Source organism: Pseudoalteromonas sp. S3260 (assembly GCF_005886925.1).
In the GTDB taxonomy this organism is placed as follows: Bacteria; Pseudomonadota; Gammaproteobacteria; order Enterobacterales; family Alteromonadaceae; genus Pseudoalteromonas; species Pseudoalteromonas tetraodonis.
In genome coordinates this window covers 1-26,515 of the sequence record NZ_PNCV01000053.1, presented here as the reverse complement: position 1 = coordinate 26,515, position 26,515 = coordinate 1, and the positions used below count along the sequence as shown (strand labels likewise).

At 40.4% G+C, this 26,515-nt stretch carries 25 protein-coding genes; 9 read left to right on the top strand and 16 right to left on the bottom strand.

Annotated features, from left to right (window positions below):
- Window positions 1–35 precede the first annotated feature (35 nt).
- The 3 genes from trpS to rpe are packed head-to-tail and all read right to left on the bottom strand — an operon-like array spanning window position 36 to window position 2,422.
- The gene (trpS, locus tag CWC14_RS10115) at window positions 36–1,040 is read right to left on the bottom strand and encodes a tryptophan--tRNA ligase (protein WP_008115060.1); all 1,005 of its coding nucleotides are present in this window, start codon (window positions 1,038–1,040) and stop codon (window positions 36–38) included.
- A gap of 33 nt (window positions 1,041–1,073) precedes the next feature.
- Window positions 1,074–1,739, bottom strand: a complete 666-nt coding sequence (locus CWC14_RS10110; RefSeq protein ID WP_008115059.1) for a phosphoglycolate phosphatase — start codon at window positions 1,737–1,739, stop codon at window positions 1,074–1,076.
- A complete protein-coding gene (gene rpe, locus CWC14_RS10105; protein WP_138562727.1) occupies window positions 1,739–2,422 on the bottom strand; it encodes a ribulose-phosphate 3-epimerase in 684 nt (227 codons plus the stop codon). Before rpe ends, CWC14_RS10110 begins: the two co-directional genes overlap by 1 nt.
- Before the next feature lie 276 nt (window positions 2,423–2,698).
- Here rpe and CWC14_RS10100 point away from each other — a divergent pair, with 276 nt between their 5' ends.
- Both CWC14_RS10100 and CWC14_RS10095 read left to right on the top strand, forming a co-directional pair.
- Window positions 2,699–2,998, top strand: a complete 300-nt coding sequence (locus tag CWC14_RS10100) for a hypothetical protein (RefSeq protein WP_008115055.1) — start codon at window positions 2,699–2,701, stop codon at window positions 2,996–2,998.
- 4 nt (window positions 2,999–3,002) lie between these two features.
- Complete coding sequence (locus CWC14_RS10095; protein WP_008115053.1) at window positions 3,003–3,188, top strand: DUF2970 domain-containing protein; 186 nt, start codon at window positions 3,003–3,005, stop codon at window positions 3,186–3,188.
- Here the strand turns inward: CWC14_RS10095 and CWC14_RS10090 are convergent.
- The 9 genes from CWC14_RS10090 to CWC14_RS10050 all read right to left on the bottom strand — a co-directional run bounded on the left by CWC14_RS10090 (window position 3,151) and on the right by CWC14_RS10050 (window position 12,283).
- Window positions 3,151–4,002: a Dam family site-specific DNA-(adenine-N6)-methyltransferase gene (locus tag CWC14_RS10090; protein ID WP_138562725.1), complete on the bottom strand. Its 852-nt coding sequence runs from the start codon at window positions 4,000–4,002 to the stop codon at window positions 3,151–3,153. The two genes, CWC14_RS10095 and CWC14_RS10090, sit on opposite strands and share 38 nt — an antisense overlap.
- Window positions 4,003–4,055: 53 nt before the next feature.
- Entirely contained in the window at window positions 4,056–5,372 is a 1,317-nt protein-coding gene (locus CWC14_RS10085) for an SPOR domain-containing protein (RefSeq protein WP_138562723.1), read from the bottom strand.
- Window positions 5,373–6,443 carry a 3-dehydroquinate synthase gene (aroB, locus tag CWC14_RS10080; protein WP_033104301.1) on the bottom strand — a complete coding sequence of 357 codons (1,071 nt, stop codon included), beginning with the start codon at window positions 6,441–6,443 and terminating at the stop codon, window positions 5,373–5,375.
- Between the two features lie 29 nt (window positions 6,444–6,472).
- On the bottom strand, window positions 6,473–6,991 hold the full coding sequence (gene aroK, locus CWC14_RS10075) for a shikimate kinase AroK (RefSeq protein ID WP_008466255.1): 519 nt from the start codon (window positions 6,989–6,991) through the stop codon (window positions 6,473–6,475).
- 447 nt (window positions 6,992–7,438) lie between these two features.
- Window positions 7,439–9,529 carry a type IV pilus secretin PilQ gene (locus CWC14_RS10070; protein WP_036955760.1) on the bottom strand — a complete coding sequence of 697 codons (2,091 nt, stop codon included), beginning with the start codon at window positions 9,527–9,529 and terminating at the stop codon, window positions 7,439–7,441.
- On the bottom strand, window positions 9,516–10,052 hold the full coding sequence (locus CWC14_RS10065; protein ID WP_008115036.1) for a pilus assembly protein PilP: 537 nt from the start codon (window positions 10,050–10,052) through the stop codon (window positions 9,516–9,518). The genes CWC14_RS10070 and CWC14_RS10065 overlap by 14 nt, the downstream gene beginning before the upstream one ends.
- Window positions 10,052–10,654: a type IV pilus inner membrane component PilO gene (locus tag CWC14_RS10060; protein WP_008115035.1), complete on the bottom strand. Its 603-nt coding sequence runs from the start codon at window positions 10,652–10,654 to the stop codon at window positions 10,052–10,054. The genes CWC14_RS10065 and CWC14_RS10060 overlap by 1 nt, the downstream gene beginning before the upstream one ends.
- Window positions 10,644–11,216: a PilN domain-containing protein gene (locus CWC14_RS10055; protein ID WP_008115031.1), complete on the bottom strand. Its 573-nt coding sequence runs from the start codon at window positions 11,214–11,216 to the stop codon at window positions 10,644–10,646. Before CWC14_RS10055 ends, CWC14_RS10060 begins: the two co-directional genes overlap by 11 nt.
- Window positions 11,204–12,283 carry a pilus assembly protein PilM gene (locus CWC14_RS10050; protein ID WP_138562721.1) on the bottom strand — a complete coding sequence of 360 codons (1,080 nt, stop codon included), beginning with the start codon at window positions 12,281–12,283 and terminating at the stop codon, window positions 11,204–11,206. The genes CWC14_RS10055 and CWC14_RS10050 overlap by 13 nt, the downstream gene beginning before the upstream one ends.
- 131 nt (window positions 12,284–12,414) lie before the next feature.
- Here CWC14_RS10050 and CWC14_RS10045 point away from each other — a divergent pair, with 131 nt between their 5' ends.
- A complete protein-coding gene (locus tag CWC14_RS10045) occupies window positions 12,415–14,889 on the top strand; it encodes a penicillin-binding protein 1A (RefSeq protein ID WP_138562719.1) in 2,475 nt (824 codons plus the stop codon).
- Between the two features lie 48 nt (window positions 14,890–14,937).
- Here CWC14_RS10045 and metL read toward each other — a convergent pair whose 3' ends face one another.
- Together metL and metB are read right to left on the bottom strand one after the other, a co-directional pair.
- Window positions 14,938–17,283, bottom strand: coding sequence for a bifunctional aspartate kinase/homoserine dehydrogenase II (metL, locus tag CWC14_RS10040; protein ID WP_138562717.1), 2,346 nt, complete (start codon window positions 17,281–17,283; stop codon window positions 14,938–14,940).
- A 49-nt stretch (window positions 17,284–17,332) separates the two neighbouring features.
- Window positions 17,333–18,580, bottom strand: a complete 1,248-nt coding sequence (gene metB, locus CWC14_RS10035; protein WP_138562715.1) for a cystathionine gamma-synthase — start codon at window positions 18,578–18,580, stop codon at window positions 17,333–17,335.
- A gap of 198 nt (window positions 18,581–18,778) precedes the next feature.
- Here metB and metJ point away from each other — a divergent pair, with 198 nt between their 5' ends.
- Window positions 18,779–19,099, top strand: a complete 321-nt coding sequence (gene metJ, locus CWC14_RS10030) for a met regulon transcriptional regulator MetJ (RefSeq protein WP_008115021.1) — start codon at window positions 18,779–18,781, stop codon at window positions 19,097–19,099.
- A gap of 69 nt (window positions 19,100–19,168) precedes the next feature.
- Here the strand turns inward: metJ and CWC14_RS10025 are convergent, their stop codons facing one another.
- Entirely contained in the window at window positions 19,169–20,410 is a 1,242-nt protein-coding gene (locus CWC14_RS10025) for a malic enzyme-like NAD(P)-binding protein (RefSeq protein WP_138562713.1), read from the bottom strand.
- 523 nt (window positions 20,411–20,933) lie between these two features.
- Window positions 20,934–21,149: a 50S ribosomal protein L31 gene (gene rpmE, locus CWC14_RS10020; RefSeq protein WP_008115018.1), complete on the bottom strand. Its 216-nt coding sequence runs from the start codon at window positions 21,147–21,149 to the stop codon at window positions 20,934–20,936.
- A gap of 230 nt (window positions 21,150–21,379) precedes the next feature.
- Here rpmE and priA point away from each other — a divergent pair, with 230 nt between their 5' ends.
- From priA to CWC14_RS09995, 5 genes are all read left to right on the top strand, one after another.
- Window positions 21,380–23,563, top strand: a complete 2,184-nt coding sequence (priA, locus tag CWC14_RS10015) for a primosomal protein N' (RefSeq protein WP_138562711.1) — start codon at window positions 21,380–21,382, stop codon at window positions 23,561–23,563.
- 20 nt (window positions 23,564–23,583) lie between these two features.
- Window positions 23,584–24,111: an SPOR domain-containing protein gene (locus CWC14_RS10010; protein WP_008115014.1), complete on the top strand. Its 528-nt coding sequence runs from the start codon at window positions 23,584–23,586 to the stop codon at window positions 24,109–24,111.
- An 80-nt stretch (window positions 24,112–24,191) separates the two neighbouring features.
- Complete coding sequence (hslV, locus tag CWC14_RS10005) at window positions 24,192–24,710, top strand: ATP-dependent protease subunit HslV (protein WP_008115012.1); 519 nt, start codon at window positions 24,192–24,194, stop codon at window positions 24,708–24,710.
- 12 nt (window positions 24,711–24,722) lie between these two features.
- Window positions 24,723–26,051, top strand: a complete 1,329-nt coding sequence (hslU, locus tag CWC14_RS10000) for an ATP-dependent protease ATPase subunit HslU (protein ID WP_013463899.1) — start codon at window positions 24,723–24,725, stop codon at window positions 26,049–26,051.
- Window positions 26,052–26,116: 65 nt separating this feature from the next.
- Window positions 26,117–26,491, top strand: coding sequence for a gamma-butyrobetaine hydroxylase family protein (locus CWC14_RS09995; protein ID WP_138562709.1), 375 nt, complete (start codon window positions 26,117–26,119; stop codon window positions 26,489–26,491).
- Window positions 26,492–26,515 lie beyond the last annotated feature (24 nt).

The window sequence follows — 26,515 nt, the reverse complement described above, 5'->3', positions numbered from 1 at the left end:
AATTAGCGGCATTTTTTATCTGCAAATAAACGCGCTTATGGGCGTGGAATAAACCCAACCGCATCATAAACTGCTTTTAATGTAGTTTCTGCACGCGCGCTGGCTTTTTCAGCCCCTGTTCTCATGATGTCATTAAGAAGTGTTTGATCTTCACGAATTTCTTTAAAACGTGTTTGAATTGGCTCAATCATGCTGACAACAGCTGCTGCGGTGTCTTTTTTCAAATGGCCATACATTTTGTCTTCGTATTCAGGGACTAACTCTTCAATTGAGCGCTTAGTTGCCACACTTAGAAGCGTAAGTAAATTAGATACACCTGGCTTTTCTTTGCGATCAAAGTAAATACGCGCTTGCTCGTCAGAATCGGTAACTGCTTTTTTAAGCTTTTTCTCAATCTTTTTCGGCTCGTCTAACATCATAATAAAGCCATTTGGATTTTCATCTGACTTAGACATTTTCTTCAGTGGATCTTGCAGGCTCATTACTCGCGCACCAAACTCTGGAATATACGGTTCTGGCAGCGTAAAAATATCGCCGTAAACATTATTAAAGCGAGTTGCAATATCACGCGTTAGTTCAAGGTGCTGTTTTTGATCTTCACCTACAGGTACTTTGTCTGCTTGGTACAGTAAAATATCAGCCGCTTGCAAAGCCGGATAAGCAAATAACCCCACATTAATATTATTAGCATGCGTTGCCGACTTATCTTTAAACTGGGTCATGCGATTAAGCTCACCCATTTGCGCATAACAGTTTAATACCCAGCCAAGTTGCGCATGCTCAGGTACCTGAGATTGTACAAATAATGCCGCTTTTTCTGGGTTAATACCGCATGCCGTATATAACGCAACGCCATCGAGTACACGAGCACGCAATAATTCAGGGTCTTGGCGTACGGTAATTGCATGCAAGTCTGCAAGCATAAAGTAGCTATCATATTCTTCCTGTAGCTTAACCCACTGGTTAATAGCGCCAACATAGTTGCCTATTGTCATACCACCGGTTGGCTGCATGCCACTTAATACTACTGGTTTACTCATGATTTTCCTTTATTTTTACTTAATTAAAAATGCTTAACGCTGTGTTAGTGTCGGTATTATAGCTAAGAAGTTATCGCATAGGTACTGCGGATTATAATCCGCTAACTGCTCTCCCTGGTGATACCCATAAGTGAGCGCTATCACGTCAATGTTAGCGGCTTGCGCTGCGAGTATGTCACTCTTTGAATCACCAATCATAATCGCTTTATCAGGCGTTATATTTAATGCATCGCAAGCAAATAATAGCGGCTCAGGTGACGGTTTTTTTGCCATGTCGTCACCGCAAACAATCACTTCAAAATGACTGCGAATAGCGAGCTTATCTAAAAGCATTTCAGTAAAGCGGCGTGCTTTATTAGTAATAAGTGCTTTAGGCATACCACTGAGAGCAGCAAGACCAGTTTCAACATGCTGATATAACACACTGTATTCACCGACCTGCTCACTGTAATGTTGATAAAACAGATTGATAGCTCGTTCGCTTAAAGCCTCATCGAGGTGCTCACTAATTTGCATATCGCCGCAAAGGGCTCGTTTCACTAACACCTCAATGCCATTACCTACCCAGCTTTCAACTAATCGCTGACTGACAATTGGAAACGCTAAATCGCTAAGTGTTAAATTTAAAGCCATATACAAGTCGTACACGCTATCAACTAGGGTGCCGTCTAAGTCAAAAAACGCTGCATCATATTTCATTATTTAACACTTTCTAATTGCTGACGCATCTCATCAATCACTGTTTTATAATCAGCCTGATTAAAAATAGCTGAGCCTGCAACAAACATATCGGCACCCGCTTCAGCCGCCGCGGCTATGTTATCTACTTTAATACCACCATCTACTTCTAAACGAATATCACGTCCAGATTCAACAATGCGTTGTTTTGCCTCTCGCAGTTTCTCGAGTGTTTGTGGAATAAAACTTTGCCCACCAAACCCAGGATTTACTGACATTAATAAGATCACATCTACTTTATCCATTACGTGATCGAGGTAACTTAAACTTGTTGCAGGGTTGAACACTAAGCCTGCTTGACAACCTTCATCTTTTATCAATTGCAAAGTACGGTCAATATGCTCGCTCGCCTCTGGATGGAAGGTAATAATTGATGCACCCGCCTCGGCAAATTGTGGAATTAAGCTATCTACCGGTTTTACCATTAAATGCACATCAATCGGGGCTTTAATCCCGTAGTCGCGAAGTGCTTTACATACCATTGGGCCAATCGTTAAGTTAGGTACGTAATGGTTATCCATTACATCAAAATGAACGACATCAGCACCTGCGGCTAACACTTTGTCGACATCTTCGCCTATTCGTGCAAAGTCTGCAGATAATATTGAGGGCGCTATTAAGTATTTTTGTTCACAGTTGAGCATCGCTAATCCGTTAATGAATAATTTATGCCGTTAATGTAACTTAATTAGCGAAGTTACCCAAGTAGCACCTTTAAAAATAGCGCCAAATAAGTAATGTTAAAGCCTTATTGCGGCTATTCATGAAAAAGAATAATGTAGGCTTTATAATTAAAAAAATCAGTTTTTAAGCGGGTGTCACTCAGTATTTAAAACACAATACAAATAAAAAAAATAAAGTGTATTATTTAAGCAGTTTTTGTTATGCTGCGCGAAGAACTAAATCATTAGGTTTATATTATGCGTGCTTTTAAAATTGGATTATTAATCACGTCGGTAAGTGTTATTATTGGAGCAACATCGCTTTGCTCAAATACTGAGCAAGATTTAGGCTCAGCCAACATTTGTCTTCATAAAGAGCAAACCAACGCTATTAATAATAGCGCAACCCGTTGCATTCAAATTGAAGAAGATTCGTCTTGGGCCTCTTGGTTAACAGGCGATAGTCGTAGCGCTCAGTTTCATTACTTAGACTTGCTAGAGTTGTTAACGGGTACTGATGACAAACACAAGCCCTCTTCAATCAAGCCATTATTTTAATTAAATGCAGCACTTTTTTAGCGCGTTACAAAGCGTACTGGCTGCATTTTTTGGTGTTCAATCTGAAGATAAGCGCAAAACAGACTTTAAGTACCACTCTCCAATTACGCTGATAGCTATTGCCGTAGTACTGTTTGTATTGTTTGTACTGGCTATTTATGCAACCGTGACTTCGGTGCTAAATACATAGCCATTAGCTCATCCACTTTATTTCGTGAACCGCCCTTTGGACTAATCGTACGTTTAACCTGAATTTTATCCAGTGATGCTTGACTGTAAATTTTGCGTGTCCACACGGTATCGTGGTTTGAAATAAGGACTGGCGTGTTATTCTCAAATGCCGCTTGCTCAGCCAAGTTAGCTAAATTAGCCTGATCATCTAAGTTAAATCCGCCTTTAGCGTAAGAGGTAAACGATGCGGTTTTACTTAATGGCACATAGGGCGGATCGCAGTATATCACCGCATTTTTAGGGACCAGTTTAAATACATCATCGTAGCCTAAGCAGGTAAATGTTGCTTTTTGTGCTTTGTTGGCAAAAAAGTACATTTCTTTTTCAGGAAAATAAGGCTTTTTATATTTACCAAAAGGCACATTAAAAATGCCCTTTAAGTTATAGCGACATAATCCGTTATAACCATGGCGGTTCATATACAAAAATAAAATAGCTCGCTCATACACATCGCTGCTTTGGTTAAACTGCATACGATAATCGTAATACGCATCTGGATGGTTATTTAAATCAACAAATAGTTTTTTTGCATCGCTAATAAACTCATCCGGCGAACGTTTGAGCTCTTTATATAAATTGATTAAATCAGCATTTATATCGTTAAGTACATAGTGTTTAAAATTACTATTTAAAAACACTGAGCCCGCACCAACAAAAGGTTCAACCAAGGTATCTGCATGTTTACTTGCTTGATTTAGTCGCGCGTTAATATCTTCAACGAGGCTGTATTTTCCGCCAGCCCATTTAAGGAAGGCTCTACTCTTTTGCTGCATTGGCTCTTTACTTCAATTCGGTGTTGCGCGATTTTACACTAAAGTCACTGAGTTTACTGATCAACTCGTGCAATTTCTTGTTTTATTTTGCTAATTTTTTTATAGAAAGGTTTATTTTTTCTTACTCCAGCGGGGAGTGCTTGCAGTGCTTGTTTTGCCTCATTTAAGTTAGCAAAACTGCCTGTTGTTACCACCCACCACATTTTACCATTTCGTTTAGTTTGGTATGTATTGGTAATACTTTCTAGCTTATGTTCAGCAATAAACTCATTGCCTACCTGCTGCTGAGTTACGGCTAATAGCTGAATAACAAAATTGTCTTCAGGTTGTTCTAGGTACCAGTTACTAGGTATTTTTACTATTTGGCTTTGCTGCTTTACCACCTCAGGTACGCTAATGGCTTCTTCAACTGGCGGCGGTGCTGGCTTTTCTTGTTCAGTTAAAGTCGATGGCTCAGTTAAACTTCCTACAATTGCTGGCACGTCATTGTGGGCACGCTCATCTGTAGTTGGCTCTTTAGTTATAGGCTGTGGCGAAGTAAACAGGGTTGGTGATTTAACCGGTTGTTGTTTATTTTGAATAGCTTGCTCGGTTGTAATAGCGGTTGTGAGGACTTGCTCATCGCTTTGACTATTAGCATTTTTCCACCATTGGGTCATATCAGCTTTGTATACAACGCCAATAATCAATAACATAATTATGAGTAATAGTGTGAGCAACTGTAAGCGCCAAGATACTTTGTCTTTTACGATAATATCAGCAACTTGTTCGCTAGGCTGCCAGGCTAATAAAAGACTTGGGTTACCTTGGGCTTCAACTAAAAAGGTTTTAAATACAGGGTCTTCATCATAAGGTAGCGCCGTGAAGTACCATCCCATTAGCTGCTTACTTTCAACCAAGTTTAATGGCTCTAAATGAATATTAACTGCCTCTTTAAACGGCAATTTAGATTGCGATGCAATCATAATATAAAGCACATTGGGCGCACTTTTTGATAACAGCTCGAGCTCTGCAATTAGTTCTTCAGATAGGTGCCTGCCGCCATCGATAACCCATAAACACGCGCCGCATTGTTGTTGCTTCGCTAATTGATAATAGTTTTGTGATAAGCTCAGGTTGTGATCAATTAAAGGGGCATTAAAGCTTTGCTCTAATAATTGAGTCATCAATTGCACATCAGTCATTTGAGCGCCAACTTGCACAAACGCTTTATTAAAATCGTTATATTTATCAGTGATGAAGGTTTCAAGCAAATAGCTTTTACCTAAACCAGAAGTGCCCAACAAAACAATTAGGTTTTGACCATATTCAAATTGCAATGCGATTCTATCCACCAAAGCCGCACGGCTCGGTAAAATTTGTGACTGCATTTATTGCTCGATCAATGCTCTGACTTGATCATCAGACACATCATCAACTAATGCACATTGACCAAATTCGGTGGGTAAAATGAATCGGATAGTCCCTTTTTTATTCTTTTTATCTTTTCGCATATGCAGTAAAAAGTGCTCACTGGTCATATCGCTAGGTATCTCGATTGGTAAGCTATATTGCGCTATTAATGTAGCAATACGCTCTACATCTTCTCGTGTTAAATCTTGGCGAGTATAAGCAAGCTTTGCAGCAAGCACCATACCTGTCGCGACCGCTTCTCCATGTAACCAAACACCGTAACCCATTTGTGCTTCAATAGCATGCGCAAACGTGTGCCCTAAATTTAACAACGCACGAAGGCCCTGCTCTTTTTCATCTTGTGCAACAATGAGCGCTTTAATTTCACAGCATCTGAAGATGATGTGCTGTAAACACGTCTCGTCTAATTGTTGTAATTTAGCGATGTTATGCTCTAGATAAGCAAACAGTTCAGTATCGTAAATCAAGCCGTACTTAATAACTTCAGCCATGCCTGCAGCAAACTCGCGTGTTGGTAAGGTATGCAACGAACGCGTGTCAATAAATACAGCTTGGGGTTGATAAAAAGCCCCAATCATATTTTTACCTAGCGGGTGATTAACCGCTGTTTTGCCGCCAACTGAAGAATCAACTTGAGATAATAAAGTGGTTGGTATTTGGATAAAAGGGACGCCACGCTGATAACAAGCAGCAACAAATCCAGTTAAATCACCTACAACGCCACCACCTAATGCAATTAAGCAGGTGTCACGGCCGCAATTATTCTCAAGTAGGAATGCCGAAATTTTTTCAAACCAAGTGAGTGATTTATATTGCTCACCATCTGGAATAATAAAATGCAGTGGGTTTAGCTGTGCTAATGAATCAAGCAACTGTTGAAGGTACAGCGGTGCAATCGTTTCATTAGTAATGATGATAGGCCGACAATCACCAATGTGATGGATTAGACGGCCTGTATCTTGAAGTGCAGATTGGCCAATATAAATAGGATAACTTCGCTCGTCTAAATTAACAGTTAATTCAAGCATGCTGGGTTAGTCCTTTTTAATACTGGCTTTTAAAAATCCAATTTCTCGATGATTTGGTTAGCAACAACTTTCGCGCTCTGCTCATCAGTGCGTACAACAAAATCAGCTACTTCTTTATATAATGGTTCACGCTCTTCTGCTAAGCGCTCAAGTACATCACGAGGTGCTTCTTCTGTTTGCAGTAATGGGCGACGCTTGTCGCGTTGCGTACGTGCAACTTGCTTTTCAATCGGTGTCTCTAAGTATACAACAATACCGCGAGCCGAAAGCTTGTTTCGAACTTCTTTACTCATTACTGAGCCACCACCGGTTGCAAGTACAATACCTTGCATTTCGGTTAAGTCACCAATAACAGATTCTTCACGAAGTCTAAAGCCTTCTTCACCTTCAAGATCGAATACCCAGGCAATATCTGCGCCCGTGCGACGTTCGATTTCTTGATCAGAATCAACAAATTCAAGGTGTAATTGGTCAGCGATGTGACGACCAATCGTGCTTTTGCCAGCCCCCATGGGGCCAACTAGAAATATATTACGTTTCTCAGCCATATCTTTTAGTACAAACGAACTCTAAAATTTGAAATAAAACCCCGCCTAACGACCTGGCCCCAAAATTAAGAAAGGGATTATCTCAGTAATCGGTCGGGTATTTCAAGTCAATTAGGATAAAAAGCCATATAACGAGCAATTAAACTAAATAATTACCCACTGGTTAACAAAAAAGCACCTTATTATAGGCAAGTTTATCTTCTAGGGTTAAAATTTATGCAATTAAGGTTACTACATTGTTGCTTCATGAAAGCTTTTGCATGGTAACTTTACAAGAGCCTGAATTACAAACAACATAAACGCAGCCTTAAATACATCCGCAGTACAGTACATGATCAAAATTATATACTGTCTTATTGTACATTTATAGGAAGTGTTCACACCACGATAACTAAATTACATACCCATACTATCTAGGCTGGTATTCAACCTAGATAGCTTAAATATTTAGTCTATTTGGATTTTAGGTGTGACAAAAATCAGCAGTTCGCGCTTTTCATTGAACTCGCTTGTGCTTTTAAATAGTCTTCCTACGTAAGGAAGGTCGCCCAATAAAGGTACTTTTTTGGTCGAATTAATAATTTGCTGTTGGAAAATACCACCCAACACTACCGTTTGTCCATTCTCAACGAGTACTTGAGTCTCAATTTGTTGCGTATCGATGGCAACCGCTGGGCCTGTACCTGTTTGAACCGTATCCCCTCGGGTATCTTGAGTAATGATTAAATTTAAAATAACTTTGTTATCGGGTGTGATATGAGGTGTCACTTCTAGGCTTAGTACCGCCTTTTTAAAACTTACGGTTGTTGCACCACTTGAAGCTGACTCCACATAAGGGATCTCAGTACCTTGCTCAATACGCGCTTTTTGCTGATTAGCAGCAGTAATGCGTGGGCTTGCAATGATTTCACCTTTGTTTTCTTCTTCAAGGGCGGTTAATTCTAAATCAATTAATGTTCCGTTAGCCAATTTAGCAATGTGCATACCTATACTCGCCGATGGATTCGCCACTGGTAAATTAACGTTAAGTCGATCAGAAAGACTAGGAATATTACCATTAGAAATAGTTTCAGCTCCTTCTAATGTGCCAGAAACACCGTCTGAGCCTTGCTGATCACTAAACCCCCAACGAACCCCCAAGTCTTCAGTTACGTTGTCACGTACGGTTACCATACGCGCTTCAATAACCACTTGTTTAACCGGTATATCTAAAGTTTCGACCATACGACGAACACTTTCAATACTTTTTGCAGTGTCTTTCATTAATAACGTATTAGTTCGTTGATCAACAGACACGCTCCCTCTGGCTGTAATAATACTGTTGGTATCTGTTTTTAATAAGTCGGCAAAATCTTCTGCTTTTGCATAATTTAAGCGGATGTATTCACTGTAAAGTGGCTCTAAATCCTCAACTTGCTGTTTAGCTTTTAACTCTTTTGCTTCACGGGCAGCCAGCTCTTCAGATGGTGCAACCATTAAAATAGAACCGTCCATGCGTTTGTCTAAGCCTTTTATTCTAAGCACGACATCTAACGCCTGATCCCACGGAACCCCATCAAGGCGAAGAGTAATATTGCCTGTCACTGAGTCGCTTGTTACCAAGTTAAAATCATTGTAACCGGCAATAATCTGTAATACAGCACGAACAGAGATATCTTGAAAATTAAGCGTCATAGGACGACCCAAGTACTCTTTACCACCATCTAAGTAGGCATTTTGCGTTTCATCTTTCTCAACCGTTAAGGTAAAAATATTCTCAATTTGCTGATAGGTATAGGCAAAAGCAGTGTTCGGTTCAATCACTAAACGTGTAAGGTTATCTTCTTTAAACGTTTCAATACTGCTCACCACAGTACCAAAATCAAGTACATCTAATTCATACAATAAATCATCTAAAATATCGGTATGATGAAACTCGGCAATGATTTTTCCACCGCTTTCATGAACCTCTACAGCTGCCTGAGTATCTTGTAGATAAACAAGTACTTTCGCTTCACCTTTTTCTCCACGTCGAAAGTCAATTGCTTGAATACCGTTAATATAATTAGACGTGTAAGCAGGCTTATCTTCGCTGGTTGCTAAAATTTGCTCTGTGAGTGGGTTATCAGAAATTCTAATAGAAACTAAATTATTGTTTACTTCAGTCTCATAAATTTTTAATCGGTCCAAGTTAATGGTCACTTTTAAACCCGCACTGGTCATCATACTCGTGATGTTACTGATACCAGCTTGGTTGATAGCGATATTCGTCAACCCTTCATCTAATTCTACCCCATCAAATAGTAGCTCTATTCTTGCAGGGCTATTAAAAACTTGTACTGCTGGTTGCTGCTGCAACTCTTCATCAAAAACTAGCTGTAATTCGGTTTCACCTTTAAGCAATGGATTATATCGAACGTCATAGAGTAAAGGGGCTGCACTTACGGCTTTTGTCATTAGTAGTAAAAAAACAAACAATAAAGCAGATAAAATACGATGATGCGAACACTCACCTTTGTGCATATAGGGTATACCTTTTTTCTTATTAATTTGCGCCATTGGTTGCCGCCTCTAACATTTCTAATTTGGTCAAACGTTCTTTCCAACAACCTGACCCATCAGGGATTAATTCTACTAATTCAATATAGTCACTATTAACACTGCTTACTTTTCCGTCATAGGTGCCTAAATAGCTTCCTATTGTTACTCGGTGCAAGGTGTCATCAGCAGCTGTAATGAGCGCCCATGTTTTGCCGTTCGATCCTATTGTGCCCCTCATTGCTAAATTATCTAATGGGTACTTCTCCAGTGGCTGACGAACACGCTCTGGATCTGGGTGAAGACAGTTTTTAACTTGTGTTAGCTTGTTTTGAATAATTTCTGGTTCTGGTGCTACAAAAGGGCTACGTAAGTCTTTGGCGTTATACTCAAAGTGCTCAAACTTAACTAGCTCAGGTATTTTTTCAATACGTGCCGTGGTATTTGCCTTAACCTGATCAATAAATTCTTTTTGCTCCGATGTATCCTCGTTACAGCCACTGAGCAAAAACATCGCAGTGGTTAAAAAGAGAAGCTGCTTCATCATCTCACCCCCTCTTCATAACGGTAAGTTTTTGCTACTACACTGAATGTTAGCTGCTTTTCGCCAGATGATAAAATAGAAAAGTCATGTAAACTGACAATTCTTGGTAGTTGAGCCACTTTCCCTACAAATTCGCCAAACTCATGATAAGTACCTACCACTTCAATTTTAATTGGCAACTCGGTATAAAACTCTTTTTCAACTTCTGGCAACCAACCAATTTTTAAAAATGTTAACCCGCTGGTTGTACCCACATAAGAAAGGTCGTCCAATAATCCGGGCGTCTCATTTGAAGTAGGTAGGCGTTTTAATAATTGAGAGAATTTATCTTCCATCTCAACCATTTGCTCACGATAAATATCAAGCTTACTGGCAACTGCATATTTAGTTCGGTAGGTTGTGCGTAACTCAATTTCCTTAGCAACGGCATTGTGGTAGCTGTCTATTTCATCCGACACTAATAAGCTGTAGCTAAAAAACAACACCAAACAAGCTACAAAAGTTCCGCATATTGCTTTTACAATAACGGGCCACTCACCGATGTTATCGAGCTCGATTTCATTCCAATCGATTTCTGTAAACGATTTAAAATCAAGGTTCATTACGTACCTCACCTATTTTGCCAAATGGTTTTACGTAAAACTCCATATTAAAATCGCTGAGTAAACGTGAAGATTGATCGCCGGCAACAATACCTTGCATAGTCGGGCGCTCTAATAAGTAAGAGCTTTGTACCTGTCTGAGCATAGTAGATAAACGATTATTAGACTCACTTTTGCCTAACACATGAATTTGATTACCTTTGCGCTCCAGCTTGGTTAAATAAACCCCTGCAGGCACTATTTTTGCCACTTCATCCATTATTTGGGTGCCTAAATTACGACTACTTTGTAACTCTTCAATTAAACGCATACGTTGTTGTAAGTTTTCTTTTTTCTTGTCTAGATCACGTATGTCGCGAATTTTATTGTCGAGGGTTGTAATTTCTGAACTAAGATAATTATTTTTTAACGTCTGTCCTTCTTTTAGAGCACCATAAAACACACTCAGCATATACATACCAGCAAAACAGACGATAACCACAGCCATAAGAAGTGTTATAAATTTCTTTTTAGACTGCTCACGCTGTAGCTCACGCCAAGGTAATAAATTTATATGTGGCATGATGAAAAGCTCCTCAACGCCAGGCCAGTCGCAATTGCAAATTGAGTGCGGTGGCGCTGTATTATATTACGATCAACTCTAGGGGATATTTCCATCTTATCAAATGGTTCAACAACAACTGTGTGTATTCCTAATTCTTCAATCAGCAATCTATCAATGCCTTTAATCATCGCTGAGCCGCCCGTCAATACAATATAGTCCAATTGTTCTTTACCTGTGGTGGTTAAAAACATTTGAACAGCACGACGAACCTGCTGGAGTAACGATGTTTGAAAAGGAGCTAACACTTCAAATGTATAGTTTGGAGGTAAATCACCGGTTGTTTTGCCAATTTCAGCTTCATCAAAGCCTTTGTTGTAGTAAGCAACGATACTATTTGTGTATTGGTCGCCACCAAATACTTGGTCACGGGTATAAATTGTCTCACCAGATTGCACTACACTCATCAAGGTGAGTACAGCACCAATATCAACCACTGCAACCGTTTTGTCATATGCATCTGATGGTAACTGTTGGTAGTAAACATCCATAGCGCGACTTAGCGCATAGCTTTCAACGTCCACTACTTTTGCGGTTAAATTTGCAGCACTTAACGCACCGACTCTGGCTTCAACGCTTTCGGTTCTAGCGGCAGAGAGCAGTACATTTATTTTGCTCGGGTCAGCACTATTTGTAGAGAGCTTTTCAAAATCAAGACTCACTTCATCTAGTGGGTAAGGAATTAAGCTGTCGGCTTCAATTTCAATCTGCGACTCTAATTCAGCGTCGCTTAAGGAAACATCCATGAAAATAACTTTGGTAATCACGGTTTGCCCAGAGACGGCAACAGACGCGAATTTTAGCGACTTTGGTAGCTTTCGTTTTAACTTGATTATCACATTACCAATTGCTTCAATATCTTGAATATTACGCTCGCTCATAGCGCCTTTTGGCATAGGTTCAATTGCAAGTGCTTCTAGTCGAAGTCCAGTTTCTGTTTCACTTAAAAGTACGGCCTTGATAGAGTGCGATCCAATATCAATACCTACCATCATTGGTGATGGTTTTTTTATTAGTTGACTTAGCATGTTTGCAACTTTGCCTTTGTTTTAATAATAAACAAGTTATAATTTATATCTTAAAAAATATTATTCAATTTTTAATCAATATATACTAGCAGTCTCAACCTGTAATTGGGAGTCCGTTTAGGGAAATATCAGTGATTTTATTAAAAAGAACTTTACAATTTTTGATCATTTGTGCATTACTTGCACTAATTACATTGCTCAGCCTTTATTACTATGTTAAATCCGATATTCCCAGCGTGCAAGTTTTAAAAAACGTGCAATTACAAACGCCTATGCAAGTATTTACTAAAGATGGGCTTTTAATCAACCAATTTGGTGAAAAAAGACGGATCCCTGTAACTATAGACCAAATTCCCCAGCCTTTATTGCAGGCTTTTTTGGCAACTGAAGATAACCGCTTTTACGATCATATCGGTATTGATCCAATTGGTATTGTGCGCTCAGCGCTAGTACTTATTTCTACTGGTGAGAAAAAGCAAGGTGCCAGTACTATTACCATGCAATTAGCTCGTAACTTCTTTTTAACACGAGAAAAAGCCTACATTCGTAAAGTAAAAGAAATATTTATTGCCATTCATATCGAAAATCTCCTCTCAAAAGATGAAATATTTGAGCTTTACCTAAATAAAATAGAATTAGGAAATCGTGCCTTTGGTATTGGTGCTGCGGCGCAAGTTTATTATGGTAAAGAACTAAAAGAGTTAACTCTTGCGCAAATGGCAATGATTGCTGGTTTACCAAAAGCCCCCTCGGCACTTAATCCTATTCGTAATCCAGAACGTGCTAAAGCAAGAAGAAATGTGGTGTTAGGAAGAATGCTTGAAGAGAAGTATATTTCAAGAGCGCAGTATAACGAAGCCACTAACCAACCAATTACCGCGTATTTTCATGGAGCTGAAATTGACTTATACGCGCCGTACATTTCAGAAATGGTACGAGCAGAAATGGTGTCACGCTACGGTATAGATAAAGCCTATAACTCAGGGTTTAAAGTGTACACTTCTGTTGAATCAGATGTTCAAAAAGCAGCACAAACAGCTCTAGTTAATAACCTACATGCCTACGATATGCGCCATGGTTTTAGAGGCCCTGAAGCCATATTGTGGGATCCGCAAACAGAGCCACCATTAACGCGGTCGAAATTATTAAATACTTTAAAAGCTGTTAATGAATTTGGCCCTTTAAAAACGGCTGCGGTGTTAAGCGTGAGCGATAAAAGCGCTGAAGTTATACTTAAAAGCGGCGAGCGCACAACCCTTACTTGGGATAACCTAAAATGGGCACGTAAGTTTATTACACGCTATCGCCAAAGCTTTGCACCTGAAACAGCAAGCGATATACTAACGCCAGGCATGCAAATATGGCTGCGCAAAAATGACGATAATAGCTATATTTTAAGTCAAATACCTGAAGCGGCGAGCGCCATTGTTTCTTTAGACCCACAAGACGGGCGCATAAAAGCCATTGTTGGTGGATATAGTTTTGAACAAAGCCAATACAACCGAGCTGTACAAGCTAAACGCCAAGTAGGCTCAAATATTAAGCCGTTTATATATTCAGCTGCGCTTGAAAAAGGCTACACACTAGCGTCAATTTTAAATGATGCTCCTATAAATCAATGGGATAAGAGCCAAGGCGTTGCATGGCGACCAAAAAACAGTCCTGCCATTTATAATGGCCCAATTCGCATTCGTCGTGCTTTAGCCCAATCTAAGAATGTAATTTCCGTACGTTTATTAAGGGGCGTTGGACTGCAAAGAACAGCCGATCATTTATTAAAATTTGGTTTTGACGATAAAGATATAAATCGTAGTGAGTCACTGGCATTAGGCAGTGCATCCATTACGCCGCTTGAATTAGCTCGTGGGATGAGTGCTTTTGCTAATGGCGGTCACCTAATTGAGCCGTACTTTATTTCACAAATCCAAGATGCAATGGGTAATACGTTATTTAAAACCAATCCCACCATTATTTGTGATGATGAAACGACAACACCTAGCTCGCTAATGCTAGGTGAGCAAGTAGCACCAAATTGTGCGCCGCAGATCATCTCTAAACAAAATGCATTTTTAATTGCCAGCGCAATGAATAGTGCTATTTGGGGTGGCGGTAGCTGGTCACATAAAACCGGTTGGAGTGGAACAGGCTGGCGTGCACAAGCGCTAAAACGTCGCGATCTTTCTGGTAAAACAGGCACGACTAATGATTCTGTAGATACTTGGTTTAGTGGCTTTAACCGCGATGTGATGACATCAGTTTGGGTTGGCTTTGATAACCCAGGTAATACACTGGGACGCTCAACCTACAATAACAACTTAGGAAGTGGTCAAATATCAGGTGCTGAGTCAGGCGCAAAAACAGCTCAGCCTGCATGGGTTGATTTTATGCGCGCCGCACTGGATGGTAAACCTGCTGCGCCCATCGAACCACCTGAAGGCTTAGTTTCTATTCGTATTGATTTAGAAACAGGATTATTAAGTCCTAAAAACGATTACACCAGCCGTTTTGAATACTTTGAAAAAGGCACCGCTCCTACCAAGTATGTGTTATCACAACCAAATGATATATTTGAAGAAAACACTAAAACTGAAGAAGAGCTATTTTAAATATAGTGAACAGTGAAAAGGCCGCAAATTAGCGGCCTTTTTGATGGTCTAACTAATATTTTGTACCAACCAGTATAAGTCAGAGTGAACGCCAGCAGCAGTCACTTCTTTACCCGCACCGGGGCCTTGTATCACTAATGCGTTTTGGTTATACCACTGAGTATTAATCACAAAAATATTATCGCCAGGGGTCAAATTCGCAACCGCTTCGCTTTTTGGTACATAGGTAATCCCTACCTTAGCGTTTAGCGTGTTGTTTTCAAACTCTAATAACCCGGTGTAGCACAGTACAGCATTTTGTTGCTGAGCCGCTTGCGCATGCTGCTCAATAAATGCATCTAAACGAGCCTTATTATCAATAAAGTCATTCCAGCTGCCTGCACTTAACTCATCGGGCATCAAAGCAGATAAAGAAATGTCATCAAGTTCCAATTCAATACCTAATTCACGCGCTAAAATAAGCAACTTACGTTGCATATCTCGTCCAGATAAGTCTTCTCGAGGATCAGGCTCTGTGAACCCCAAAGCTTGCGCTTCTAGAACTAAATCTGAAAATGCTTTACTGCCATCATACATACTGCATAACCATGACAGCGTGCCTGAAAACACGCCTTCTATTCGCGTTATTTTATCGCCACTATTTTGTAAATCAGCCAAGGCAAAATTAATCGGTAGTCCGGCCCCTACACTTGCATTATAACGCCAATGTAAGCCACGTTGAGCAAGGCTTTCACGTAGTGTTTGATACCACGAAAGCGATGCGGTTCCCGCGTATTTATTAGCACTAATTAGATGGCAGTTTAATTCAACTAACTTACTATAAAGCTGACTAAAATGTTCACTGGCGGTAATGTCGATCACTATTTTATGTTCATACTCAAGAGTATCTATGTATGACAATAAATCGGCTTGTTTATAGGAGCTTGCATGGTTTTCCCATTGAAGTTGCCAGCTTTCACAGTCTAATCCATTAGCATTCACCAGCATCTGCTCTGAGCGTAAAAGCGCTACTAACTTGACGTTAAAATCGGTTGATAAGCGTGCTAGTTGAGCAGGTAATTGGCGCATAAACTCAGCACCTACATTACCAAGTCCTGCAATAATTAAAGCTATTTCTTGTGCTTTATTAATGAGCTTGTCATGTAACAGGCTCAGCACATCACTTTCAAGTACTTGATCGGTCAATAGTAACGTATATCCCTCACCGTAATGGGTAAACCGAGGCTGGATAGATTGTGTTTGTAATAAGGCTTCACTTTGCTTACCAAGCGGCGCTACCTCTTGATCAGGTGCAATAATCGCCACCCCATTTAAGTTTGACTCACTAATATTGGCGCGGCCAGCAAAATAATTAGCCACCTGATGTGTCGCTGACGCAGGGACTAGTAAGTAGATTTCGCCTTCGTGTTCAAAGTGATGCAAACTATGCTGAATAAGTTGGCTAACATGTGCTACTTCGCCTTCACTCAGATCATCAACAATGAGTAAATCCACATTATTTACTGTGGTTAAAAAGCGTTTTTGTTTACTCATTCCTAGTTTAACTATTTCGGTATGACTGCCTTGAGGATCGTAACTACTGCGAACAACTAATTCTATATCGGTATCTTTTAATGGCGATAATGTTTTAGCGTGTAATACTGGATTACCTAGCCTCGCTAATAAATTCGCTTGATCACGGCACACTCGCGCATACTTAACCGCATTAGCAACCTTACGCGGATCAGTACTAAAAACACCTTGAGTGTCAGTCCAAATAGAGACTTTTTTAGCATTGCAATACCGCGCTAATAAAGTGGCACTGTAATCACTGCCATTTCGCCCTAAGGTCACTGTTTCACCATGTAAATCAGCCGCAATAAACCCCGTAACTACATTAATTTTACTCGTCTCTATGGCTTTTAAGCACTGCTGCTGATTATTAGCATGCTGCAGCTGCCCGGCATCTAACGTAAATAACTGCCTAGCGTCATGGGCACAAGCGCTAACGTTAAGCTGTTCTAAGTAAGCGCTTAGTAACCTTGCAGACCACAATTCACCATGTGCTAATAACGCAGCTTCAGCTAATGTTCCTTGCTTAGCCTGCTTGGTAATAATACTGAGCTCAGTTTCAAGTAAATCAAGCGCATGGTGCTTAGCGTTAGCTATTAATAATTGCTCAATCAGAGCTATTTGATGGTTACTCAATAGCAATACAATATCAGCAATAGCTTGAGTGTCTTGCTGTTGATAGCTTTGCCACAGTTTAACTAAGGTATCGGTGGTTTTACCGGCAGCCGATACCACCACACAATCCCCAGCTTGAGCATGAGTTAAAATAATATTTGCGACACTTTTAAAGCGATCCGCTGAGCTTAAACTCGAACCACCAAATTTATGAACCTGATTTACCATATTAATACCGACTCGCATTTATGTTTTGTATTTTGAAGATTGGTATGCACTACCATAACGCCGGATGCGCCGCGTTTAACTTTGCTGAACCAAATGATTCACTAGCACCACTTTTTGCCGATAGGCCGAGATTGGCTTGCCCTGGGCGCACCAAATTAAATACCCTGTCTAAGTCAGCGAGTAAATCATTTACATCTTCAATACCCACCGAGATACGAATAAGCGTGTCGCCTACTCCGGCTTCTGCACGCGCGGTTGCGTCCATACCGGCGTGGGTCATAGTCGCAGGGTGACAAATCAAACTTTCTACTCCACCTAATGATTCCGCTAAGCTAAATTCATTTAAACGCGTTAAAAACGCTGCAGCATCGTTTATATCGCCTTTTATATCAAAGCTAACCATAGCACCAAAGCCAAGCTGCTGCGCCTTAGCTAGCGCATGTTGAGGGTGTGATTCAAGACCTGGGTAGTAAACTTGGGCAACAAACTGGGAGCGTTCTAAATACTGTGCAATGGCGAGTGCATTTTCTTGGTGTTGCCTTAAACGCACGTTTAAAGTACGTAAGCCTCTGAGAGTTAAATAGCTATCAAATGGCGCGCCGGTGATGCCAATGTTATTTGCCCACCACGCTAACTCTTCACCTAACTCAGCAGTCGCTGCGATAACCGCGCCACCAACAACGTCTGAATGGCCATTGATATATTTTGTGGTTGAGTGCACCACAATATCAGCGCCAAACTTAATCGGGTTTTGTAATGCTGGCGATAAAAATGTGTTGTCGGCGGCAACCAGTGCACCACACTGTTTAGCTGTATCAGTTACCGCTTTAATATCTGTTAAGCGTAAAATAGGATTGCTAGGTGTTTCAATCCAAATCAGCTTAGGTTTAATAGCAAGGATGCGTGTCAGACTGTCGCTTTTGGTAAAATCGACCACTTCTAGTTTTAATAAGCCGCGCTTTTCTAGCGAAGTAAATAAGCGATAGCTGCCCCCATAACAGTCATGAGGGATCACTAACGTATCGTCACTATTAAGTAATTGTGTTGTTAGGTGAACGGCTGCCATGCCTGTTGCGGTAATAATGCCTTTAGCGCCACCTTCAAGCTCCGTGAGCGCCTCAGCCAAAATGTCACGATTGGGGTTACCACTGCGGCCATAATCATATTGGCGCTTTGTATCAAAGTCAGCAAATGAGTAAGTTGTTGATAAATAAAGCGGTGGAACAACCGCACCATGCTGTTTGTCGGCTTCTATTCCACTACGAACAGCAATTGTTGCCTTATTTTTTTCACTCATTTTCGCTACCTTTACTAATTTGGATGTTTAGACGTCTAAAAGGTAGCGCATGCAATTTAAGATGTCAAAACATTTAAATGTCTAGATAGCTAAATAACTAGTATTTGACTATCTTTTTTAAACCGATAGAATTTCACGCATATTTACACGCTTTGATGCTGTGTGAGCAATTTATAATCTGAGGCAACGATACATCTTATGGCTAAATGGAATGGTGAATATATTCACCCATACGCAGAACACGGGAAAAAATCCGAACAAGTAAAGAAGATCACCGTTTCGATCCCGCTAAATGTATTAAAAGTATTAACTGATGAACGTACTCGTCGTCAAATAAACAACTTACGTCATGCAACAAATAGCGAGCTTTTATGCGAAGCGTTTTTGCATGCGTTTACCGGGCAACCGCTGCCTAATGATGATGATTTGCGTAAAGATAACGCAGAAAAAGTACCTGAAGAAGTGAAGAAAATAATGCAAGAAATGGGACTAGAAGTGCCTATTTTAAATGAAGACTAGAAGGGTCTTTATACAAAAAAACCTCAGCAAATGCTGAGGTTTTTTTTTGCGCTAATTTACACTTAACAATTACGCCATGTAGTTTTCTGGCATATCAATTTGTGCAACGCCAGAGTCTACCGCCGCCTGCGCAACCGCTTTAGCTATACGTGGTAACAAACGTGGATCCATTGGTTTTGGTATAATATATTTAGCACCAAACTCTAATTTGTCGATGCCTGCGGCAGTAAGCACTTCAGCCGGTACGGGCTCTTTAGCAATACTGCGGATTGCTTCTACAGCAGCAATTTTCATCTCGTCGTTTATTTCACTGGCACGTACATCTAACGCACCACGGAAAATAAACGGAAAACACAATACGTTATTAACTTGATTCGGATAATCAGAGCGACCTGTAGCCATAATTAAATCGTTACGTGCAGCTTGTGCTAATTGCGGATCGATTTCAGGATCGGGGTTTGAACAAGCAAATACCACGGGTCTATCAGCCATTAATTTTAAATCTTCAGAGGTTAATAAATTAGGGCCCGATACACCCACAAACACATCGGCATCTTCAATTACATCTTGTAAAGTACGTTTATCGGTATTGTTTGCAAATAATTGCTTATATTCATTCAAGTCATCACGACGCGTATGAATAACTCCTTTGCGATCTAACATATAAATATGTTCACGCAACGCGCCACATTTAATTAAAAGCTCCATACAGGCAACAGCTGCAGCGCCGGCACCTAAACATACAATAATTGCATCTTCAATTGCTTTGCCCTGTACTTCCAGCGCGTTTAGCATACCCGCAGCCGTTACAATAGCCGTACCATGCTGATCATCATGAAAAACAGGAATGCTACAACGCTCTATAAGCGCTTTTTCTATTTCAAAACACTCGGGCGCTTTAATATCTTCTAAATTAATTCCACCAAAGGTGTCGGCAATATTAGCCACTGTGTTAATAAAGTCTTCGGTAGTACGGTGCTTAACTTCAATATCTATAGAGTCTAACCCTGCAAAACGCTTAAATAGTAGCGCTTTACCTTCCATAACGGGTTTTGAAGCCAGTGGACCTAAATTACCCAAGCCTAAAATTGCGGTGCCGTTAGTAATAACCGCAACCATATTTCCTTTACCAGTATATTTGTAGGCATTTGCTGGATCAGCGGCAATTTCACGAACAGGTTCTGCGACACCGGGGCTGTATGCGAGCGCGAGGTCTTTAACCGTCTCAGCGGGCTTGGTCAGCTCAATACTGATTTTACCTGGAACGGGATGGGCATGGTAATGTAGTGCTTGTTCACGAAAATCTGACATAACGCGATTATATCCTGCAATTTAAGTTAAAGTGAGAGGTAGTTTTAATCTACGATACCTTTATTATTTTTAAATTCCAAGCAATATCAGGTCTATCCTGTTATATGCTAGAACTGTTAATTTTAAGTGATTTATCAGCAACTTCCCTAGATTATCCTGACATTTTTAAAATATAAATTCGTCATAAAAATGAAAAACACAGGTACTTTTTGCCCTTGTTCTATTTTTATAAAGCGTATTTTTTAGTCTTAAATTAAAATAGTGAAATACCGAATTTTATTTAACTTTAAACACAAATAACCTCACGTTACCTGCATTTGAGTACCATCTTTAAAGTTTAACAAATAAAAATATAGAGAATATTGGCTGTTTTGTCTGCAAATGTTTATGCATACTCAGAATAAGAACAGGAAATAGTTATGCAAAAAAAATAAATACAAAATTGCTAAGAAAGCAGGTAGGAAAGAAAATTTTGGCCACAAAAAAGCACCCTAAGGTGCTTTTTTTACATAGAAACAAAAAATTATTTTTTGCTGCTAAGTGCACCGAAGCGCTTGTTGAAGCGATCAACACGGCCGCCAGTGTCTAAAATCTTTTGCTTACCAGTGTAAAACGGGTGACACGCAGAACATACGTCTAAGTGAATGTCTTTACACAGAGTAGAACGAGTTTCGAATTTGTTTCCGCATGAACAAGTTGCAGAAATTACTTCGTACTTAGGGTGAATACCTTCTTTCATAGGAACCTCTAGTTAAGGCCGCATCGCTCTCCAAACCCGAAGTCTGGCACCATACGTCGTTAAAACAAATTTATTGTTCGCGAATTTTATCCAACAACACACACACACACAAGCTTTAATTACCCTTTTTGCTAAAAAGTCGGCAAACACCTATTCATTACTGATTTGTCGGTAGGCTTTTAATGCTATTTTTAGTACATTAAACCATTACGTTAATTGGTTGAGTTGTTATGCGTTTTGCTGAAGTTGCAATAAAAGTCCCCTTGCCTCGCACCTTTGATTATAAAGTGGATGAGCAATTAGTACCGCTGACTCAATTACAGCCTGGTATGCGCGTGTTAGTCCCTTTTGGCAATCAACGTAAAGTAGCGGTTATTCTTAGCTTAAAAGCGGAAACAGCAGTCCCCGAAGGCAAAATAAAATCTATTATTGAAGTTATTGACGACTCACCGGTGTTATCTGCGCAGCATTTAGAGCTACTGAAATTTACAGCGCGTTATTATTGCTATCCACTCGGTGAAACTATTCATATTGCATTGCCCAGTGCACTGCGCCAAGGTGAGTGCCCTGATAAAACCAGTATAAACATGGTGACATTAAGCGAAAAGGGGGCACTTTTACCGTCTTTAAAAGCTAAAACACAGCTTAATTTGCTTAAGCAATTATCAGCATCCGGTAAATCATCATTAACCGAACTCAAAGCCCTCGGGTTTAATAAAAAAACCATTGATACCCTTTTAGATAAAGAGCTAATAATTCAAACCATTGAGCACGACAATCAATGGCAATATACCTCGCCAACGGTTGGCAGCAAACCCCGTTTGAATAAAGAGCAAGCCATTGCCTGCACTGCAATTAATCAAAGTACGGGGTTTAATAGCTTTTTGCTAGAAGGTGTCACTGGCAGCGGAAAAACCGAAGTTTACCTGCAATGCCTAGAAGAAGTATTAAAACGTGGCGAACAGGCGTTAGTGCTCGTTCCTGAAATAGGGCTAACGCCTCAAACGGTCAATCGTTTTAGACGTCGCTTTCCTGACACCCCTATTATGTTATGGCACTCGGCATTAACCGATAACGAACGTCTACAAACATGGCGTTTTTGCGAAAAAGGCAGTTGTGCCATTGTTATAGGCACCCGTTCGAGTATTTTTCTGCCATTTTTAAAGCTCGGGATGATTGTTGTTGATGAGGAGCATGATGCCTCATTTAAACAACAAGACACTTTACGCTATCATGCCCGTGATTTAGCTGCGTATCGTGCCTATCAGCATCAAATTCCACTTATTTTGGGTAGCGCTACGCCAGCACTAGAAACACTGCATAAAGCTATTAATAACAAATACCAGTTGCTTACATTAAGTGAGCGCGCACAAACCGCCACCGATAATCAGTTTAAGCTGCTCGACATGAAAGGTCAGCCTGATAGAGCCGGTATTGCACATGCCAGTCTTGCAATAATGCGCCAGCACCTGAATAGGGGAAAGCAGGTGATGGTATTTTTAAATCGCCGTGGGTTTTCTCCTACCTTGATTTGTCATGAATGTGGTTGGTTGAGTGAATGTAACCGCTGCAGCACCAGTGCGACTTTTCATAAGGCAATAGGCCAAATGATTTGCCACCATTGTGGCGATCAATATCATGTACCACATCAATGTCCTGACTGTGGTAGTACGCAAATATTTCCTAACGGCAAAGGCACCGAGCAAATAGAAGAGTTTTTGAGTAGTGAATTTGCAGACACCCCGATCAGCCGTATCGACCGTGATTCAACTCGGCGTAAAGGTAGCCTTGAAAAAGCACTGGATGAAATAAACCAAGGCGGCGCACGTATTTTAGTTGGTACGCAAATGCTGGCAAAAGGTCACCATTTTGCTGATGTTAGCTTAGTACTTATTTTAGATGTCGATAGTGGTTTGTATTCGTGTGACTTTAGGGCTACTGAGCATTTAGCACAATTAGTAACACAAGTTGCAGGACGCGCGGGACGTTCTGGCGAACCCGGTGAAGTATTATTACAAACGCACTTTCCTGAGCACCCGTTATTACAAGACTTAGTTAATAATGGCTATCAAGATTTTGCCCGCTTTGCACTCACTGAGCGAAGTGATGCACAGTTGCCACCTATTACGAGTATGGCAATTGTTCGCGCACAAGGGCATAACATAAAGCAAGTCATCGACTTTCTAACGGATTTGGTTCCTGTCAATGGGGTATCTGGTATACAATTGCTCGGACCGATCCCCGCGCCTTTAGAAAAAATTGCGGGAATGTATCGTTTTCAATTACATATTCAAGCGCAAGATCGACGCATACTACATCAGTATCTCGCGCAAATGGTTGATTATCTCAGCACTAGCAAACTTGCACAAAAAGTTCGCTGGAGTTTAGACGTAGACCCTACAGACATGATTTAGGTAAGGCCACATATAACACCATGGCACAGCACGATTATATTAATAAAAAACCAAAAAATAGAAAAAACACTAAACAAGAGCCGGCTAAAAAACCCTTCCCGTTTTTGTTAATCATTATTGCCTTGTTACTAATCGGTGGTTTTGCATACGGACTCTGGTTTGTTAAAAACAATGCAGATCCAGAGCTTGTTGAAAAGCAAGCAAATCCAACACCCGAAAAACAAGTAGAAATAGCTAAACCGCGGCCACCTAAATTTATTAAAGAAATTAAAGAGCATGAGATTCAGGTTGAAGTAAAAGAACTTGAACAAAAAGGCCCTTATGTCATGCAATGTGGTTCATTTAGAACCCATCAGCAAGCTGAAACCTTAAAAGCTAAAATAGCGTTTGCAGGATTAATTTCAGAAATCAAAAAAACCACAGGCAGCAATGGTATTTGGTACAAAGTGCGTTTAGGGCCTTATGAAACCAAGCGTCATGCAGAAAGTGACAAGAACAAACTTAAACGAATTAATATTGTCGGCTGCGGAATTTGGGGCTGGACTTGAATTTAAACCATTCACCCATATAACCTCTTCATAATCGTTTTTTACGCGCTGTTCCTTGCAGCGCGATGATGAGGAATAACATGACTACAATCGTAAGTGTACGCCGTGATGACAAAGTTGTTATTGGTGGTGACGGCCAAGTATCTCTTGGTAACACAGTAATGAAGGGCAATGCCCGAAAAGTTCGACGCCTTTATAATGGCAAAGTTATCGCTGGGTTTGCTGGCGGCACTGCTGATGCCTTTACTCTTTTCGAACGTTTTGAAAGCAAACTAGAAATGCACCAAGGTAACCTCACTAAAGCTGCTGTAGAAATGGCTAAAGATTGGCGTAGCGATCGTGCCCTGCGTAAACTTGAAGCTTTACTTGCTGTTGCTGATGAAACAGCTTCGCTAATTATCACCGGCAACGGTGACGTGGTGCAACCAGAAAACGACCTAATCGCAATTGGCAGCGGCGGTAACTTTGCGCAATCAGCTGCAACCGCCTTATTAGAAAATACCGACTTAAGTGCTCGTGAAATTGTAGAGAAAAGTCTAACAATTGCTGGCAACATCTGTGTATTTACGAATAACTTCCAAACTATCGAAGAATTGTAATAGGAACTCGCTATGTCTGATATGACCCCAAGAGAAATTGTTCATGAGCTAGACCAACATATTATTGGCCAAGCTAAAGCGAAAAAAGCGGTTGCTATTGCCCTTCGTAATCGCTGGCGCCGTATGCAGTTAAACGAAGACTTACGCGCAGAAGTAACGCCAAAAAATATCTTAATGATTGGCCCTACGGGTGTAGGTAAAACTGAGATTGCTCGTCGTTTAGCAAAGCTTGCCAACGCACCTTTTATTAAAGTTGAAGCCACTAAATTTACAGAAGTAGGTTATGTCGGTAAAGAAGTTGAAACTATCATCCGTGATTTAGTTGATGTTTCAATTAAAATGACACGAGAGCAACAAACTAAAAAGTTCAAACATCGCGCTGAAGAAGCGGCTGAAGAACGTATATTAGATGTATTACTGCCTCCAGCGAAAGATCAATACGGTGAAGTTCAGCGCGATGAAAATTCATCGACACGCCAATCGTTTCGTAAAAAGTTACGCGAAGGCCAATTAGATGACAAAGAAATTGATATTGATTTAGCCCAAGCTCAACCTAATATTGAAATTATGGCTCCTCCTGGTATGGAAGAAATGACCAACCAGTTACAGGGAATGTTTCAAAACATGGGTGGTGATAAACGCACTAAGCGTAAGCTTAAAATTAAAGAAGCGTTTAAGTTACTTACTGAAGAAGAAGCCGGTAAACTGGTTAATCCTGAAGAATTAAAAGAACAGGCCATTTTTGCAGTAGAGCAAAACGGCATTGTGTTTATTGATGAAATAGACAAAATTTGTAAACGTGGTGAAGCCTCTGGCCCAGATGTAAGTCGTGAAGGTGTACAACGTGATTTACTTCCGCTTATTGAAGGCTCTACCGTTAATACTAAGCACGGCATGGTAAAAACTGACCACATGTTGTTTATTGCCTCAGGCGCATTCCAAATGTCTAAACCATCAGACATGATCCCTGAGTTACAAGGCCGTTTACCTATTCGTGTTGAACTTGAAGCACTCACAGCCGATGACTTTAAACGTATATTAACTGAGCCACACGCGTCACTTACTGAGCAACAACGCGAGCTACTCAAAACAGAGCAAGTCGCTATTGAGTTTAGCGACGATGCAATTGAGCGTATTGCTAAGGCAGCATGGCAAGTAAACGAAAAAACCGAAAATATCGGTGCGCGTCGCCTTCATACAGTTATGGAAAGGCTAATGGAAGAGATTTCATATGACGCTTCTGAAAAAGCGGGTTCAAGCCTTGTTATCGATGCCGCCTACGTTGAAAAACACTTAGGTGCGCTAGTTGAAGATGAAGACTTAAGTCGTTTTATTCTTTAATTGAAAACACAAACAGTTATACTAAAAGCCTCCAATATGGAGGCTTTTTTGTAAGCGAGATGACGATGAAACAAGTTACAAAAGTGCACTATCATAGTGTGAGTAAAAATTTAGATGTTTATTTTGATGATCACTCTGAAGTTATATTTAGCGCTGAGTTTTTACGGGTACACTCTCCCTCAGCAGAGGTTCAAGGCCATGGATCTGAGCCTATGAAGTTAGTACTAAATAAACAAGCAGTGGGCATTAAAACCATTACGCCGGTAGGGCATTACGCGTTACGTTTAGAGTTTGACGATGGCCATAACAGCGGGCTGTTCAGCTGGCAATATTTTGCTAAATTACAAGCTGAACAAATAAGCTTATGGGATACGTATTTAGAGCGTGTTAAACAACATGAAAACAACAAAGACAGCGTACCCATAAAGTTTGTCCCCTAGTATTTAACCTGAACTCCGGATAAT